Genomic DNA, 14,016 nt, shown 5'->3' on the forward strand with positions numbered 1-14,016 from the left:
CCCGAAGGGCCGCCCGCTCGCTTGCGCATTGCTGCGCGATGCTTACTTCTTCTTTGCAGCAGCCTTCTTGGGAGCAGGCTTGGCAGCCGCGGCCTTGTCAGCCTTGCGCTTGGCCGCCTTCGGGTCCACTGCTGCCTTGAACGCAGCGCCTGGCACGAACTTGGGCACCTTCTGTGCTGCGATCTTGATCGCGGTGCCGGCCTGCGGATTGAAGCCGGTGCGAGCCGCACGCGCGACCTGCTTGAAGGTGCCGAAGCCGACGATCTGCACGGGATCGCCCTTTTTCACTGCGGCGACGATCGCGCTGGTGACGGTCTCGAGAATCCGCGCGGCTTCTGCCTTGCTGACGGTGTGGGTGGTGGCGATTTTTTCGACGAGTTCGATGCGGTTCACTGTTGATTTTTTCCTATGACGAGAGATCAGGCTCATGGCCTGTGCACACCGCAGGCGGATGTCCGCGGCAGGCGGGCGGGAGTGTAGCCGCAGCACGCAGCGTAGGACACGTACGGGCAGCAGGCATCGCGTTTGGCGGGTAGCGGCAGCCTCCACCGATGTGGAAAGTGCTTGGGCACTGCGAGAGCGTCGCCGCGTCGGACGGCCACCGGAAGGTCGCGCGACCGTGAACATTGAATTTGGGCGCCGAGCGCTGGCGAAGCGATGATGACGTCCATCGGTGGCTGCGCCCGCATGCACTGCAACCACGTCTTACAGGACACCCGGGACCCGAAACCATGAACATGAAATTGATCCGGACGATTCTGGAGATTGCGGCAATGCCGCTGTTCGCTGTCGCGCTGTTCGCGGCAGGACTCATCGCGGCCTTTGCGCACCTGCTGGCCCTGCCGGGTCTTTATCTCTGGGAGAGATACCAGGAGAACAAGCCCTTGTCACCAGGACGCCCGAGCGCCGGCGCGTCAAAGTCGCCACGAGGAGAAAAACAACGTTGACTTCTGCAAACGAATTTGCCGGAGCGTGGGCCGCGTAAGAGTTCACGACCATCTTCCGCAGCCCTCCTCGCGAGGGCTTTTTTCATGGGTCCACGGCTGGTCGACTGAAGCCGGCCCTCCCCTGACGCGCGCCCTTTAGCGAACACCTCCGCGAACACAAACCCGCGCGGCATTCGGGTTTTTCCTCGTTTTTTTGATTATGTTTGAAAACTATATTGGTTATCTTCAATAACCGTAAAACCGGCAAATAGCCGTCCCAGGAGACAAGCATGGATCGCATCGTGTCATCGTCATGGCGCACGGCATGGGCCGTGATGGGTACGGCCGTTTTGCTCGGAGGGTGCGGCGGAGGCGGCGGGGGAAGCTCCGGATTTCTTCCAATCTTTCCTGTCGCACCGAATACCTCGACGCCGCCCGCGGTCACGCCGCCGGTCGTGACGCCACCCGCGACGTCCTCGGAGGCTCGTCCCGGCACGCTGAAGTCGTGCACCGACCTTGCAAGCCAGGCGGCGTTCAGCGGCACGGTCTACACCAGCGTGACCTCGGTGGCCGCAGGCGCACTCACGGTCGCCGGCGTGAGCACACCGACGCCGGCGCATTGTCTGGTTCAGGGAAAGATGAACGAACGCACCAGCAGCGTCGATGGCCGGGTCTACGCCATCGGCTTCGAAATGCGCCTGCCGGTCGACTGGAACGGACGTTTCTTCTATCAGGCCAACGGCGGGCTCGACGGCAGCGTGGTTCCGGCAACGGGCGGCGTTGGCGGCGGCGCGCCCACCACCACTGCGCTGCACATGGGCTTTGCGGTGATCAGTTCCGACGCGGGGCACTCCGGCTCGCAGATTCCATCCTTCGGCATCGATCCCCAGGCTCGTCTGGACTACGGCTACAACGCCGTGGCGCAACTGACGCCGATGGCCAAGAACCTTGTCGCCAAGGCCTACGGCCGCGGGGCGGACCGCTCCTATTTCGGCGGTTGCTCCAACGGCGGGCGCCACGCGATGGTTGCCGCCGCACGTTCTGCCAACGAATACGACGGCATCCTGGCCGGCGACCCGGGCTTCAATCTGCCGAAGGCGGCGGTCGCGCAGCTCTACGGCGTGCAGCAATACGTGCAGGTCACCACGGCCAACACGCCTGCCGGCAAACCGGATCTGCAGACCGCCTTCACGCAAGCCGAGATGGACACGGTCGCCAGCGCGGTGCTGTCGAAGTGCGATGCGCTCGATGGCGCCACCGACGGCCTCGTCGCGAACGTGCAGGCCTGCAAGGCGGCCTTCACGCTGGCCACCGATGTGCCCACGTGCGGCGGCGCCCGCACCGGCTCCTGCCTCACGGCCACGCAGAAGACCGTGCTGGACAACGTGTTCACCGGTGCGCGCAACACCGCGGGCACCGCGCTCTACAGCAGCTTCCCCTACGACGCGGGCATCAACCGCGCCGACTGGCGGCAATGGAAGTTCTCCAATTCGCAGAGCCTGGACACCGCCGCGGTCGGCTTCGTGTTCAGTGCGCCGCCGCTGGGCACGAGCCGCCCGCCGGGCATCGACTTCGCGCTGGGCTTCAGCATGGACGCCGACGCACCGGGCATCTTCGCGACCACCGCGCTCTACACCGAGTCGGCCATGTCGTTCATGACGCCGCCGAACCCGGCCATCCTCGCCACGCTGCGCGATCGCGGCAGCAAGCTCATGGTCTACCACGGCACCAGCGATGCGGTGTTCTCGTCGGACGACACCACGCGCTGGTACGACGCCCTGCGCACGGCGAACGGCGGCGATGCCTCCGGCTTCGCGCGCTTCTTCCCGGTGCCGGGCATGAACCACTGCGCCGGAGGCGCTGCCACGGACCAGTTCGACATGCTGACGCCGCTGGTGGCGTGGGTCGAAAAGGGCAAGGCGCCCGACTCGGTCGCTGCCGCCGCGCGCGGGGCGGGCGCCAACGTGATCAACACGGAATTGCCCGCCGCTTGGTCGGCGACCCGGAGCCGGCCGCTGTGCCCCTATCCCAAGGTGACGACCTATGTGAGCGGCGACGTCGAGCTGGCCTCCAGCTTCGCTTGCAAATAATCAAGCGCCAGAAGCGCCTCGCGCGCATCTTGAGTTCGACGAGTGCCCCGACTCTTTGTCGTCGCCCGCAATCCGCCTTTCCTGCGCCTCGTCTCGACGGGCAAGTTCACGCCTTGCCGTTTCTTCGGCCGTGCCCTCCTCGTCGACGACATCGCGCCGCGCGTCCGGGTCGGCAACCAGGACGGGCCGGTTCTGAGGTGGCTTCACATAGTCGGTCATGTACGTTGCTCCTTCGATTTCGCTCGAAGGATCGGCGCTCGCGGACTGGCGGTGCTGTAGGAGCGGACCGCTGAAGTGCGACGCAAGATTCCGATGCCCCGCACCAATGGCTGCATAGCAAGCCGGGTGATCCTGTGTTCTGCCGGCCCGACGGGAATCCGTCCGACGCGCGGAATCTCGCGCTCTGTCACAACACACCGCCATGGCATTTCTCCATGGCTTTGCACATCGCGCATTCGCGCGATCGCGCTTCGTTCGGAGGCAGCTGCGAGCTGCAGTTCTCTGCGGCTTGGCGGCGGCGGCCGGTGCGTTCTCTCATGCAGAGGAGCTGCGCATGGGCTATGTCGACCTCGAGTACGTGATGTGGCATTCCGATCTCGCAGAGGCGTCCCAGGCACGGCTCGCGCGGCAGCGCCAGGACGCGGAGTCGGCGCTGCAGGCAGAAGAAGCCCGGTCGGTCCGGTCGGCGCCCTCCACGCTGACTCCCGCCATGGCGTCCATCGCCCGCCGCAGACTGCAAGCCGACATGGAGCAACGCCAGATCGATGAGTTGCGCAAGCTCGCGGACGCGGCCCGGCAGGCGGTGCAAGAGATTGCGGAGGCGGAAGGCTTCGACTTCGTGGTGCACGACGCCGTGTTCGTCCAGCCGCCGCACGACCTCACGCAGCGCGTGCTGGTGTTGATGCGCCAGCACGCGCACCGCTGATGGGTTTCAGGCGCCGCCGATGTTGACCGTGACCGTGCCGCGGCCTTCGCACTCCGGGCATTCGCGCGGGCCGTCACGGCCGGTGCCATGGCAGCGCGGGCAGGTGTCCTCGCCGGTGCCCGGTGCGCCGGGTGGCGCCTCGTCGCCGGGCGCCATGGGTGCTGCGGGCTCGGTCGGGGCACGCCCCGCGCCGGGGCCGCCCGCCGGTTGATCGGTCGCACCCGGCGATGTGTTTTTCCGGTTCATGGCGAAGCCCCGGTGTCAACGTGTGGTGGCCGCGAGCGAGCGCGCCGCATCGAGGTGCGAGCGCAGCACCGGCAGCGTCTTCTGTGCGAAGGCGCGCAGTTCCGGGTCGGCGACTTCGCGGCTGGCCCGCTCGAACACCACGATGTCGGCCTCGTGGTCCTCGATGCCCACGGTCTGGATGTAAATGCGGTCGAATTGCCTCGCGGGGACCGACGACAGCCGGTCGAGCTTCACGCGCTTGTCACGCGGAATCATGTCGGGGGGCCTGATGCCCTTGGCTCGCAGCAAGGCGATCAGTTCATTGTTTGCGCGCGTGTGGTGGTCCACCAGCATCCGGGCGTAGTCCTGCACCGGGCCGCTGTTGGCGCGGTTCATCGCAAGCCGCGACACCTGCACCTCGTACATGCCGTTGCCGCCGGCGGTCGCCGCGAACTGTGCGGGCTGCATGCTGCGCACGCCGATGCCCGTTCCTACCGCCGCCGCGGCGGCCGATCCACCGCGCGTGGTGGTGCCGGGTTGCTGCGATGTGCAGCCCGCGGCAACGCCCGCCAGCGCGAGTGAAACCGCCAGGATGCGCCCCAGCCTCTCGAATGTCTTCATGACGCCTCCTTCGGATGTTGCGCAGGTACTTTGCGTTCGTCCGGCCGCGCGCATGTAGGACCGCGGCGCGTCCGCATGCGCGAACCGCAGCGCGCATACAGCGTTGGCGGTGCGGGCAAGCGCTTCCCGCTCAGGCTCGCCGGTTCACCGACACGCACCGGCCCGGTTGCGGAGGCCGCCTTTCGCCTTACTTGCGGGGCTTGCGTTCTCAGAGGGACACCCAGTTCGGCGTGGCGGCGAGCGCGCGAAAGAACACGGCGGCATGGTCCGGCGCGATGTCACGCGGCGTGGAGCCCGGCGGTCGCAGGCCATGCAAGCCCATGATGGCCTTGATGCGCTCGTCCCACGCCAGAAGCGCCATCGACCACTCCGGAAATTCACGCACCGCGATGAAGGTTCGGTCGAGCACCACCGGCGCGCGATGCCGTGCATCGACCTCGATCCTCGCGTAGAGCGCTTCCACGGCGCATTCGTCGCCCTCGAGGTATTGCATGTAGACGCCATCGAGAAGGCACAGCGCACCCGTGATGCCGGCCGTGGCGTTGCCAATGCGCGAGGCAGTGAGGATGGCCCGCAGGTTCGTCGAATTCGCATCGACGGCTCTGCTGCCGTAAATAAGCCGCTTGAGCATCGGCGAATGCTAGCGCCGGGCGACCCGTTTTGCAGGGAGCCGCCAGATGCAAATGCGCTCGGGAGTACGGCGCTGCCCCATCGGCCGTTTGCCTCGAGCCCCGGCGTTCACCTCATCGGGAGCGCGAACGACCGCCGCTTGCGCCCTGCTCCTACGCAGCGCAACCGTCGGCGCGGTAGCTTATGCCGCTTCGAAACCGCCACCGGCCGATGCGGCCACGACCCATGAATCTTCACCGTTACCTTCTGATCGCCGGCGCCGTTGCGCTCGGTGCCTGCGCCAGCAACGCACCCACTTCCACCGCGAACTCGGGCGTCGACAACCAGCCCGATCCCACCATCCTGCTCGTTCCGCTGCGCGTCGAGGACCCGCGGCTGGCCTCGGGCTGCTGGGCACAGTTCTATTCGAAGCGCGACTTCCAGGGCGACGTGGCCACCCTCGTCGGCCCGGCCCAGGTCCAGAGCATGGACAAGGGCACCGCGCGCCAGCTCAAGCGCGACATCGACAGCGTGAGCATCGGCCCGCGAGCGACGCTGGAGGTGTACGAACACGCCATGTTCAAGGACCGCACGGTGCGCTTCGAACCCAACAGCCGCGAGGGCGGCCTGGTCCGCAAGCTCGGCTTCGGCGGCCGCATCGAAGCGTTGAAGCTGTCCTGCTCCTGACCATTGGCGCGATGCGCCGGCATGACATGGCAGGCGCACGGCAAAGCCGGTACCTGCCCCCTGAACGACAGCGGCGCACTTCGTTGTCCAGCGCGGCGGCAGGCCGGATTCAATTGATGATCTCTCCCATGCCTGTGCGCACGCGCTCTTTGAGTTGCCGGATGTACTCCGCGTCGAAGGGCTCCCAGGTCTCCAGTTCGCCGACGATCCGAAGCGGCTCCCGACTGCGGTACGAGCGTGTGGGATTGCCCGGAAACTTCTTGTCGGTGACGTTGGGGTCGTCCTCGAAGGCACCTGTGGGTTCGACGATGTAGACGCGGCCACGGCCGTCGCCCTTCGCCATTTCGGCGGCCAGCCCAGCGCCCTTTGGCCAGGCGGTGAAGTAGATGTGGTTCATCACGACTCGGCCGTCGTAGTTGGAGCGGAAGCCTGCGGTGAGCAGGTCGCCCACCTGAAGTTCCGCTCGCGTGCCGTGGAAGTAAGGACCCGTGTCCAGGACAGTCATCGCCCGTCGCTCCTCTGCGGTAAGAAAAGGCCGCGGAGTTTACTAGGGGCGTTTACACGCAAGAAGGTCCGCAGGACCGCGGCGCTCAACTTCGAGGAAGCGAGGGCACGGGTGAGAAGCCCTGATCGCCTGCAGAGCAGGAAGGTGAATCGGCCCGGTGCGGAGGTGGCGCCTTCTTCGGGTTTTTTTCTTTGCATCTCGCGATGTCAGCAGTCCGGTTCAGGTCTCGCAAACCCAGACGGATGTGCAGCCACTGCCGACAAACACCGAAAGCAGCGGCGATGGACGCAAGCAGCGCCGCCCGCTTCTTCACACCGCACTCAAAGGCTCTTGCCAAGCCTGCGCGCCGAACCGAGATAGCCGGTACGCCGCGCAACCAACAGCCCGACCGCAGCGAGACCCACCATGGCAATCGCCGCGGTATTGCCCGAGGCGGCCCGTCCCATGTCGAGCGCGATCTCACCGCTGCGCGGCCCGACGAGTTGCAGGCGGCGTTTGGTCATTCGCATGCCCAACTCGCCCAGTTCGTCGGCCAGGAGGCGCTCGGCCTCGGGAATCACCAGCGTTTCCTCGTCCGCGACATGGTGCATCACATCGCGCATCAGCTCGGCCACGGTGTCGTCGTAGTCGCGGGCCTCCGGCTCCATCTGCCGCAGCAGGCCGATCAGTCGCCGCATTTCCTGGTGCTCGTCGAGCGACTTGGCGATGAGCTCGTTCTGCGTGACTGCGCGCACTGCCGGGTAGAAGATTTCCTCCTCGAGCTGCGCGTGCACTTCCAGGGCGGTGCACATGGTATTCACCAGCCCCTTCTTCACGCGCACGGGCGCGCTGGCCTTGTACTGGTGGAAGGTGGAGAGCACGTGCGTGTGATCCAGCCGGATCATGTTCGTTGCGCTCGGGAAAAGGCGTGACACGAGTTTCGTCATGAGACCTCCTCTGTCAGGGGGCGGCGCCGAGCGCTTCCGCAAACTCTTCCTTCACACCGACGCCGCGGAGGTCGGCATCGGGCTCTGTGCGTTTGGTGGTGGGCATCGTGGGCTCCGCTGGATGAATGTATGAATGAATCGGGAAAGTCGAACGTGGAGCCGGCGGCCGGCCCCGTGCGTAGGAAAGTACCGTGTCCGCATAGCAGTGCGGACTACCCTTCGAAACATGCGGCGACGTCCGGCCGAGGGCTCCCGCGGGTCGCGGCTGAAATGCGCTTATAAAGCGCTCGCCCCCATCATTGATTTTTAAGCGAGCGCGTATGAAGTCCGCAGGCTTGAAAGGCACCGTATCCATCGAGCTGGTGCACGAGGCGATCTACGCCGCGGTGCTCCGGAACATGGACATCAGCAGCGTCCTCGAAAGCGCCAAGATCGATCGCGAGCTGTTGAACGCGCCGCGTGCGCGCATCTCGGCGGCTGCGTACTCGCGCATGTGGGTGGCAATGGCCGACCTGATGGACGATGAGTTCTTCGGCCTGGACAGCCACGGGCTCCGTCGGGGCAGCTACGCGCTCATGACGCGCGCGGCGGTCAACGCCGACAACCTGGCGCATGCGCTGCGCCGGATCCTGAGGTTCCTTCATTCGACCTTGGACGACTTTCGCGGCGAGCTGGTCTGCGACGGTGATGAGGCGCGCGTGATCCTGCATGACGGCGGCGTGCTGCGCCGGCTGTTCGGCTACGGCACCTGGTTCATCCTGGTCCACGGCTTGGCATGCTGGCTCGTGCACAGGCGCATTCCCCTGCGCGAAATGCAGTTCCGGTGCCCGCCTCCCGGCGATGACAGCCACTACCGCACGCGCTTCTGCGAGAACCTGAAATTCAACGGCGAGACCACGCACATCAGCTTCGCAAGCGACCTGCTGGACCTGAGGATTGCGGAGTCGCCGGCAACGGTCGACAACTTCCTGAGGGCGGCGCCGGCCAACCTGCTGGTCAAGTACCGCAACGACGCGAGCACCAGCGCGCAGGTGCGCAACAGGTTGCGCAGCCAGGTGCCTGATGCATGGCCGGAACTGGAAAAGCTCGCACAGGAACTCTGCGTCTCCGGCACCACGCTTCAACGCCGCCTGCAGCAGGAAGGCGTGAGCTACCAGCGCGTGAAAGACGACTTGCGGCGGGACATCGCCATCGACCTCCTGTCGAGCGCGTCACTGACGGTGGCCGAAGTCGCTGCCCGCACCGGGTTCCAGGAAACCAGCGCCTTCCATCGCGCCTTCAAGAAATGGACGGGCGTGAGCCCCGGCGCCTATCGCTCGTCCACGCCCGCGCGGGAATAAGCCGAACCGTCCGGCGTTTGCCGGGGATGCCGGCATGTCCGAATGCCCCATCCAGATCGAGACGCGCGGGCATGGAAGCGGAGCGCATGCAGAACTAACCTCCTTTCGAATCGCATCCCGCGATAGCCAAAACGACAGAACGACAGGAGACAACATGCAGCACCTCGGCCGTGACCGCGACGGGGCGATTCGCCCGGCGTCGACATAGCAAGGAAACCGGAATGAACCGAACGATGGCGTCGCCGCTGGATGCAGAGGCGCTGCGGGGAGCGGTCGACTGGGCCATTGCCACCCGACGCAGCGTCAGGGCGTTCCTGCCCCAGCCGGTGCCTAGGGACGAGGTCGAGGCGATCCTCGCGACCGCACGCTACAGCGCCTCCGGCATGAACATGCAGCCCTGGCATGTGCATGTGCTCACGGGGCCTGCAAAGGCCCGCCTGTCGGCTGCGATTGCGGTGCTCAACGACGATCCCGGCCGGTCGGGCGAGCTGCTCGAACCCTACGACTACTACCCGCGCGAATGGTTTTCGCCGTACCTGGAGCGGCGCCGCAAGGTCGGCTGGGACCTCTACGGATTGCTCGGCATCGCCAAGGGCGACAAGCAGCGCATGCACCTGCAGCACGGGCGCAACTACCGCTTCTTCGATGCGCCCGTCGGCCTGTTCTTCACGGTGGACCGCACGCTTCAGGAAGGCAGCCTGCTGGACTACGGCATGTTCCTGCAGAGCGTGATGGTGGCCGCGCGCGGCCGGAACCTGCACACCTGCCCGCAAGCCGCCTTCCTGAAATTCCATCGCCAGATCGCGGACCTGCTGGGCATTCCCGCCGGCCAGATGCTGGTCTGCGGCATGAGCCTGGGCTACGCCGACCCGTCGTCGGTCGAGAACTCGCTCGTCACCGAGCGCGAGCCCGTGTCCGCCTTCACCACATTTCACGACACCACCAAGGAGACCACCGCATGAGCGCGCCATCCTATGCACGGGGCCTCGAACGCTGCGCGGCGAATCATGTGCCGCTCACGCCGCTGGGCTTTCTCGACCGCGCCGCCCTGGCACATCCGAACCGCGTGGCGGTGGTGCACGGCGATCTCTCGCGAACCTGGGCCGAGACGCGGGAGCGCTGCCATCGCCTGGCGTCGGCGCTGATGATGCGCGGCATCGAGGCGGGTGACACCGTGTCGGTGCTCGCGCCCAACACGCCCGCCATGCTGGAGGCCCACTTCGGCATTCCGCTGGCGGGCGCGGTGCTCAACGCGATCAACCATCGGCTGGATGCCGAAGGCATCGCGTTCATCCTGCGCCACGGCGAGTGCAAGTTGCTGCTGGTCGACCGCGAATTCGCCGCCACGGTGGCCGCGGCCCTGAAGCTTCTGGACCACGCACCTGCGGTCATCGACATCAACGATCACCTCGCACCACCGGGCGAACCCATCGGCGAGACGGACTACGAATCCTTGCTGGCGAACGGAGACCCGGAATTTGCCGGCCGGTGGCCCGGCGACGAGTGGCAACCCATCGCCCTTAACTACACCTCCGGCACCACCGGAGACCCCAAGGGCGTAGTCGCCAGCCACCGCGGCACCTACCTCATGAGCCTGCTGCAGATCACGAACTGGGCGATGCCCCGGGCGCCGAAGTATCTGTGGACCCTGCCCATGTTCCACGCGAACGGCTGGTGCTTCACCTGGGCCGTGACCGCGTCCGCGGGCACCCATGTCTGCCTGCGCCGGGTGTCCGCCGAGGCGGTGCTGGAGGCCATCGACCGGCACGAGATCGATCACCTCTGCGCAGCGCCCGTCGTGATGGCGATGCTCGCGGACGCGGCCAAAGACACCCGGCTGCCGCGCCCCGTACGCGTGCTGACTGCCGGCTCGCCGCCGCCGCTCGCCGTGCTGAATGCGGTGCTGGCGATGGGCTTCGACGTGGAGCACGTCTTCGGCATCACGGAGGTTTCGGGCACGCCGGTGAGTTGCGCGTGGCAGGACGGCTGGGACGATCTTGCGCCCGCCGAGCAGGGCGCGCTGCGGGTGCGCCAGGGCGTGCGCGCCGCCATGTTCGAGGGCCTCATGGTCGGCGATGCAGACACCCTCGAGCCCGTCGTGCCCGACGGCAAATCGGCGGGCGAGCTCATGCTGCGCGGCAACACCGTGATGATGGGTTACTTCAAGAACGAGGCCGCAACGCGCAAGGCGCTCGCCGACGGCTGGTTCCGCACCGGCGACGTCGCGGTTTTGCATGCCAACGGGTATGCGCAGATCACCGACCGTTCGAAGGACGTGATCATCTCGGGCGGCGAGAACATCTCCTCGGTCGAGATCGAGGACGTCGTCCATGGACACCCGGCGGTGCTGCATGCGGCCGTGGTGGCCCAACCCGACGAGAAATGGGGCGAGGTGCCCTGCGTGTTCATCGAACTCAAGACCGGTGTCGCCGCGCCCACCGAGCAGGAGATCATTTCGTTCTGCCGGGAGCGGCTGGCGCACTTCAAGTGTCCGCGCCGGGTGATCTTCACCCCGTTGCCGAAGACGGCCACGGGAAAGATCCAGAAGTTCCGCTTGCGCGAGCAGGCCGGCAGCCAGGACGCCATCACCCGGCTCGCGAGCCATGGCTGAGTTCGAAGCTGCCGCGGCCCTGGCGCCGCTCGAACCCGGCTACCGCTTCTCGCGCCACCACACCTTCGACGAAGCGCAGGTGCGGGCCTTTGCGCTGGCCGCGGGAGACGAGAACCCCCTGCACCACGACGCGGCGTTTGCACGGGGCACGCGCTTCGGCGGATTGATCGCCAGCGCGACCCACACCACCTCCCTCTTGATGGGGCTGACCGGCAGCCACTTCGGCAAAAAGGGGAAGGTGCTGGGGATGAACTTCTCCGTCGACCTGCTGCGCCCCGTGCGGGCGAGCGAGACGGTGCTCATCGAGTGGCGCGTGACGTCGATGGCCGCGCATTCGAAAGGCGGCTGCGTCCTCGAACTGCAGGGTGCGATCAAGAGCGCGGATGACCGGACCAGTGTGCTTGCGCAGGGGACGGTGCTTTTCACGCCCGCCTCGTGAGTGCGGTTTCCCGCAGCCTCATCACGTATAGCGCTTCTCCAACGCATCCCACTCCGGCTTGCCGACCAGCCGCTGGCGCTCGGCAAAGGTCGTGACCAGCCCGCTGGATTCCAGCACCTGCTTTTCATCTCGCAGCACGGTCAGGGCCTTCTGCATGCCGGAGACCGCCCCCTGCAGCGCCGCATTGGCATAGAGCACGATGCCGTAGCCGAGCTCACCCAAGTCTTCGGCATTGAAGATCGGGGTCTTGCCGCCAATCACCATGTTCATCAACTGCGGCTTGGCCAGTCGCTGCGGCAGCGCACGAATCTCATCCGCAGTGGTGACCGCTTCGACAAACAGGATGTCCGCCCCCGCCTCCGCGAACTTCTGCGCCCGCTCGACGGCAGCCTCGAAGCCGTGCACGGCGGCCGCGTCGGTGCGGGCCATGATCAACAGCTCCTGATCCTGCCGCGCATCGACGGCCGCCTTGATCTTGCTGACCGCTTCTTCCGTGGAGATCACTTCCTTGCCCGAGAAATGCCCGCAGCGCTTGGGCGCCACCTGGTCCTCGAACTGGATGCAATCAGCACCCGCGCGCTCGAGCGTGCGCACCGTGTGGCGCACGTTCAACGCATTGCCGAAACCCGTGTCGGCATCGACGATCAGCGGCACCGACACCGCATCGCGGATGCGCGCCGTGTGGTCGGCGATTTCCGCCAGGCCCATGAAGCCCTGGTCGGGCATGCCGAACCACATGTTGGTGACACCGGCGCCGGTGATGTAGATCGCCTTGAAGCCCAGGTCTTCGACGACCTTGGCCGAGAGCGCATTGAAGGCGCCGGGAACGATCAGGCCGCGGCGGGCTTCGGCGAGGGACTTGAGTTGCTTGCGGGTGGACATCAGAGAACTGCCGATCATCATCAGAAACTGTCGCCGGGTACGCGCACCCAGCCTTCCATCAACACACGGGCGCTACGGCTCATCAGGGCCTTGGTCACCACCCATTCGCCATCGTCGGCCTTGCGGGCCTCGGCACCGACGCGCAGCGTGCCAGACGGATGGCCGAAGCGCACGGCCTGGCGTTCGCCGCCACCGGCCGCGAGGTTCACCAACGTGCCGGGAATCGCGGCGGCCGTGCCGATGGCGACGGCCGCCGTGCCCATCATGGCGTGGTGCAGCTTGCCCATCGACAGCGCACGCACCAGCAGGTCGACATCCCCTGCCCTCACTGACTTTCCGCTGGAGGCCGTGTAGTCCTTGGGCGGCGCGACGAAGGCGACCTTGGGCGTGTGCTGGCGCTTCGCCGCTTCGGCGATGTCCTTGATGAGCCCCATCTTCACGGCACCGTGCGCGCGAATGGTCTCGAACATCGCCAGCGCCTTCGCATCGCCATTGATCGCGTCCTGCAACTCGATGCCCGTGTAGCCGATGTCGGCCGCGTTGACGAAGATCGTGGGAATGCCCGCATTGATCAGCGTGGCCTTGAGCGTGCCGACCCCGGCCACTTCGAGGTCGTCGACGACCTTGCCGGTCGGGAACATCGCGCCGCCGCCTTCACCGTCGCCCTCGTCGGCCGGGTCGATGAATTCGAGCGGCACCTCGGCCGCGGGGAACGTGACGCCATCGAGCTCGAAGTCGCCGGTCTCCTGCACCTCGCCTTCGACGATCGGCACGTGGGCCACGATGGTCTTGCCGATGTTGGCCTGCCAGATGCGCACGGTGCAGATGCCGTTCTGCGGCACGCGCGCCCGCTCGATCAGCCCCTGCGCAATCGCGAACGGCCCGACCGCCGCCGACAGGTTGCCGCAGTTGCCCGACCAGTCGACAAAGGCGCTGTCGATGGAAACTTGGCCGAAGAGGTAGTCGACGTCGTGGTCCGGCCGCGCCGAGCGCGACAGGACCACTGTCTTGGAGGTGGACGAGGTGGCAGCGCCCATGCCGTCGATCTGCTTGGCGTAGGGGTCGGGGCTGCCGATCACGCGCAAGAGGAGCGCGTCGCGCGCCGGGCCGGGTTGTTGCGCGGCTTTGGGCAAGTCCTGCAGGCGAAAGAACACGCCCTTGCTGGTGCCGCCGCGCATGTAGACGGCGGGAATCTTGATCTGGGGAACGGATGCCATGGCGTTGGTGATG

At 66.4% G+C, this 14,016-nt stretch carries 17 protein-coding genes; 8 read left to right on the forward strand and 9 right to left on the reverse strand.

Annotated elements, in window-relative coordinates; translation table 11 throughout:
• Positions 1–42 precede the first annotated feature (42 nt).
• On the reverse strand, positions 43–429 hold the full coding sequence (locus VARPA_RS18115; protein ID WP_167330549.1) for an HU family DNA-binding protein: 387 nt from the start codon (positions 427–429) through the stop codon (positions 43–45).
• A 302-nt stretch (positions 430–731) separates the two neighbouring features.
• Between VARPA_RS18115 and VARPA_RS31135 the strand changes: the two genes are divergently transcribed.
• A complete protein-coding gene (locus VARPA_RS31135) occupies positions 732–947 on the forward strand; it encodes a hypothetical protein (protein ID WP_013542039.1) in 216 nt (71 codons plus the stop codon).
• Positions 948–1,216: 269 nt separating this feature from the next.
• A complete protein-coding gene (locus VARPA_RS18120; RefSeq protein ID WP_013542040.1) occupies positions 1,217–3,016 on the forward strand; it encodes a tannase/feruloyl esterase family alpha/beta hydrolase in 1,800 nt (599 codons plus the stop codon).
• Here VARPA_RS18120 and VARPA_RS18125 read toward each other — a convergent pair whose 3' ends face one another.
• Positions 3,017–3,235, reverse strand: coding sequence for a hypothetical protein (locus VARPA_RS18125; protein WP_013542041.1), 219 nt, complete (start codon positions 3,233–3,235; stop codon positions 3,017–3,019).
• 334 nt (positions 3,236–3,569) lie between these two features.
• On the opposite strand from VARPA_RS18125, the gene VARPA_RS30255 reads away from it, so the two are divergent.
• A complete protein-coding gene (locus tag VARPA_RS30255) occupies positions 3,570–3,941 on the forward strand; it encodes an OmpH family outer membrane protein (protein WP_049794433.1) in 372 nt (123 codons plus the stop codon).
• Positions 3,942–3,947: 6 nt separating this feature from the next.
• Here VARPA_RS30255 and VARPA_RS30260 read toward each other — a convergent pair whose 3' ends face one another.
• From VARPA_RS30260 to VARPA_RS18140, 3 genes are all read right to left on the reverse strand, one after another.
• Complete coding sequence (locus tag VARPA_RS30260; protein WP_013542043.1) at positions 3,948–4,187, reverse strand: hypothetical protein; 240 nt, start codon at positions 4,185–4,187, stop codon at positions 3,948–3,950.
• 15 nt (positions 4,188–4,202) lie between these two features.
• Positions 4,203–4,787, reverse strand: coding sequence for a DUF4142 domain-containing protein (locus tag VARPA_RS18135; protein WP_013542044.1), 585 nt, complete (start codon positions 4,785–4,787; stop codon positions 4,203–4,205).
• A 208-nt stretch (positions 4,788–4,995) separates the two neighbouring features.
• Positions 4,996–5,418, reverse strand: coding sequence for a BLUF domain-containing protein (locus tag VARPA_RS18140; protein WP_013542045.1), 423 nt, complete (start codon positions 5,416–5,418; stop codon positions 4,996–4,998).
• 224 nt (positions 5,419–5,642) lie between these two features.
• Between VARPA_RS18140 and VARPA_RS18145 the strand changes: the two genes are divergently transcribed.
• Positions 5,643–6,083 carry a hypothetical protein gene (locus VARPA_RS18145; protein ID WP_013542046.1) on the forward strand — a complete coding sequence of 147 codons (441 nt, stop codon included), beginning with the start codon at positions 5,643–5,645 and terminating at the stop codon, positions 6,081–6,083.
• 109 nt (positions 6,084–6,192) lie between these two features.
• On the opposite strand, the gene arr is transcribed toward VARPA_RS18145, so the two are convergent.
• Entirely contained in the window at positions 6,193–6,588 is a 396-nt protein-coding gene (gene arr, locus VARPA_RS18150; protein WP_013542047.1) for an NAD(+)--rifampin ADP-ribosyltransferase, read from the reverse strand.
• A gap of 320 nt (positions 6,589–6,908) precedes the next feature.
• Entirely contained in the window at positions 6,909–7,514 is a 606-nt protein-coding gene (locus tag VARPA_RS18155) for a hemerythrin domain-containing protein (protein ID WP_013542048.1), read from the reverse strand.
• Between the two features lie 320 nt (positions 7,515–7,834).
• Between VARPA_RS18155 and VARPA_RS18160 the strand changes: the two genes are divergently transcribed.
• The 4 genes from VARPA_RS18160 to VARPA_RS18175 all read left to right on the forward strand — a co-directional run bounded on the left by VARPA_RS18160 (position 7,835) and on the right by VARPA_RS18175 (position 11,904).
• The gene (locus VARPA_RS18160; RefSeq protein WP_013542050.1) at positions 7,835–8,854 is read left to right on the forward strand and encodes an AraC family transcriptional regulator; all 1,020 of its coding nucleotides are present in this window, start codon (positions 7,835–7,837) and stop codon (positions 8,852–8,854) included.
• A 221-nt stretch (positions 8,855–9,075) separates the two neighbouring features.
• Positions 9,076–9,816: a nitroreductase gene (locus VARPA_RS18165; protein ID WP_013542051.1), complete on the forward strand. Its 741-nt coding sequence runs from the start codon at positions 9,076–9,078 to the stop codon at positions 9,814–9,816.
• Positions 9,813–11,465 carry an AMP-binding protein gene (locus VARPA_RS18170; RefSeq protein ID WP_013542052.1) on the forward strand — a complete coding sequence of 551 codons (1,653 nt, stop codon included), beginning with the start codon at positions 9,813–9,815 and terminating at the stop codon, positions 11,463–11,465. Before VARPA_RS18165 ends, VARPA_RS18170 begins: the two co-directional genes overlap by 4 nt.
• Positions 11,458–11,904 (forward strand): MaoC family dehydratase, encoded by a 447-nt coding sequence (locus VARPA_RS18175; RefSeq protein ID WP_013542053.1) that lies wholly within the window; start codon positions 11,458–11,460, stop codon positions 11,902–11,904. The genes VARPA_RS18170 and VARPA_RS18175 overlap by 8 nt, the downstream gene beginning before the upstream one ends.
• A 21-nt stretch (positions 11,905–11,925) precedes the next feature.
• Here the strand turns inward: VARPA_RS18175 and VARPA_RS18180 are convergent, their stop codons facing one another.
• Both VARPA_RS18180 and prpF read right to left on the reverse strand, forming a co-directional pair.
• Positions 11,926–12,786 carry an isocitrate lyase/PEP mutase family protein gene (locus tag VARPA_RS18180; protein ID WP_041943800.1) on the reverse strand — a complete coding sequence of 287 codons (861 nt, stop codon included), beginning with the start codon at positions 12,784–12,786 and terminating at the stop codon, positions 11,926–11,928.
• A 20-nt stretch (positions 12,787–12,806) separates the two neighbouring features.
• On the reverse strand, positions 12,807–14,003 hold the full coding sequence (prpF, locus tag VARPA_RS18185; RefSeq protein ID WP_013542055.1) for a 2-methylaconitate cis-trans isomerase PrpF: 1,197 nt from the start codon (positions 14,001–14,003) through the stop codon (positions 12,807–12,809).
• Positions 14,004–14,016 lie beyond the last annotated feature (13 nt).

The sequence above is a fragment of the Variovorax paradoxus EPS genome (assembly GCF_000184745.1).
GTDB classification, from domain to species: domain Bacteria; phylum Pseudomonadota; class Gammaproteobacteria; order Burkholderiales; family Burkholderiaceae_C; genus Variovorax; species Variovorax paradoxus_C.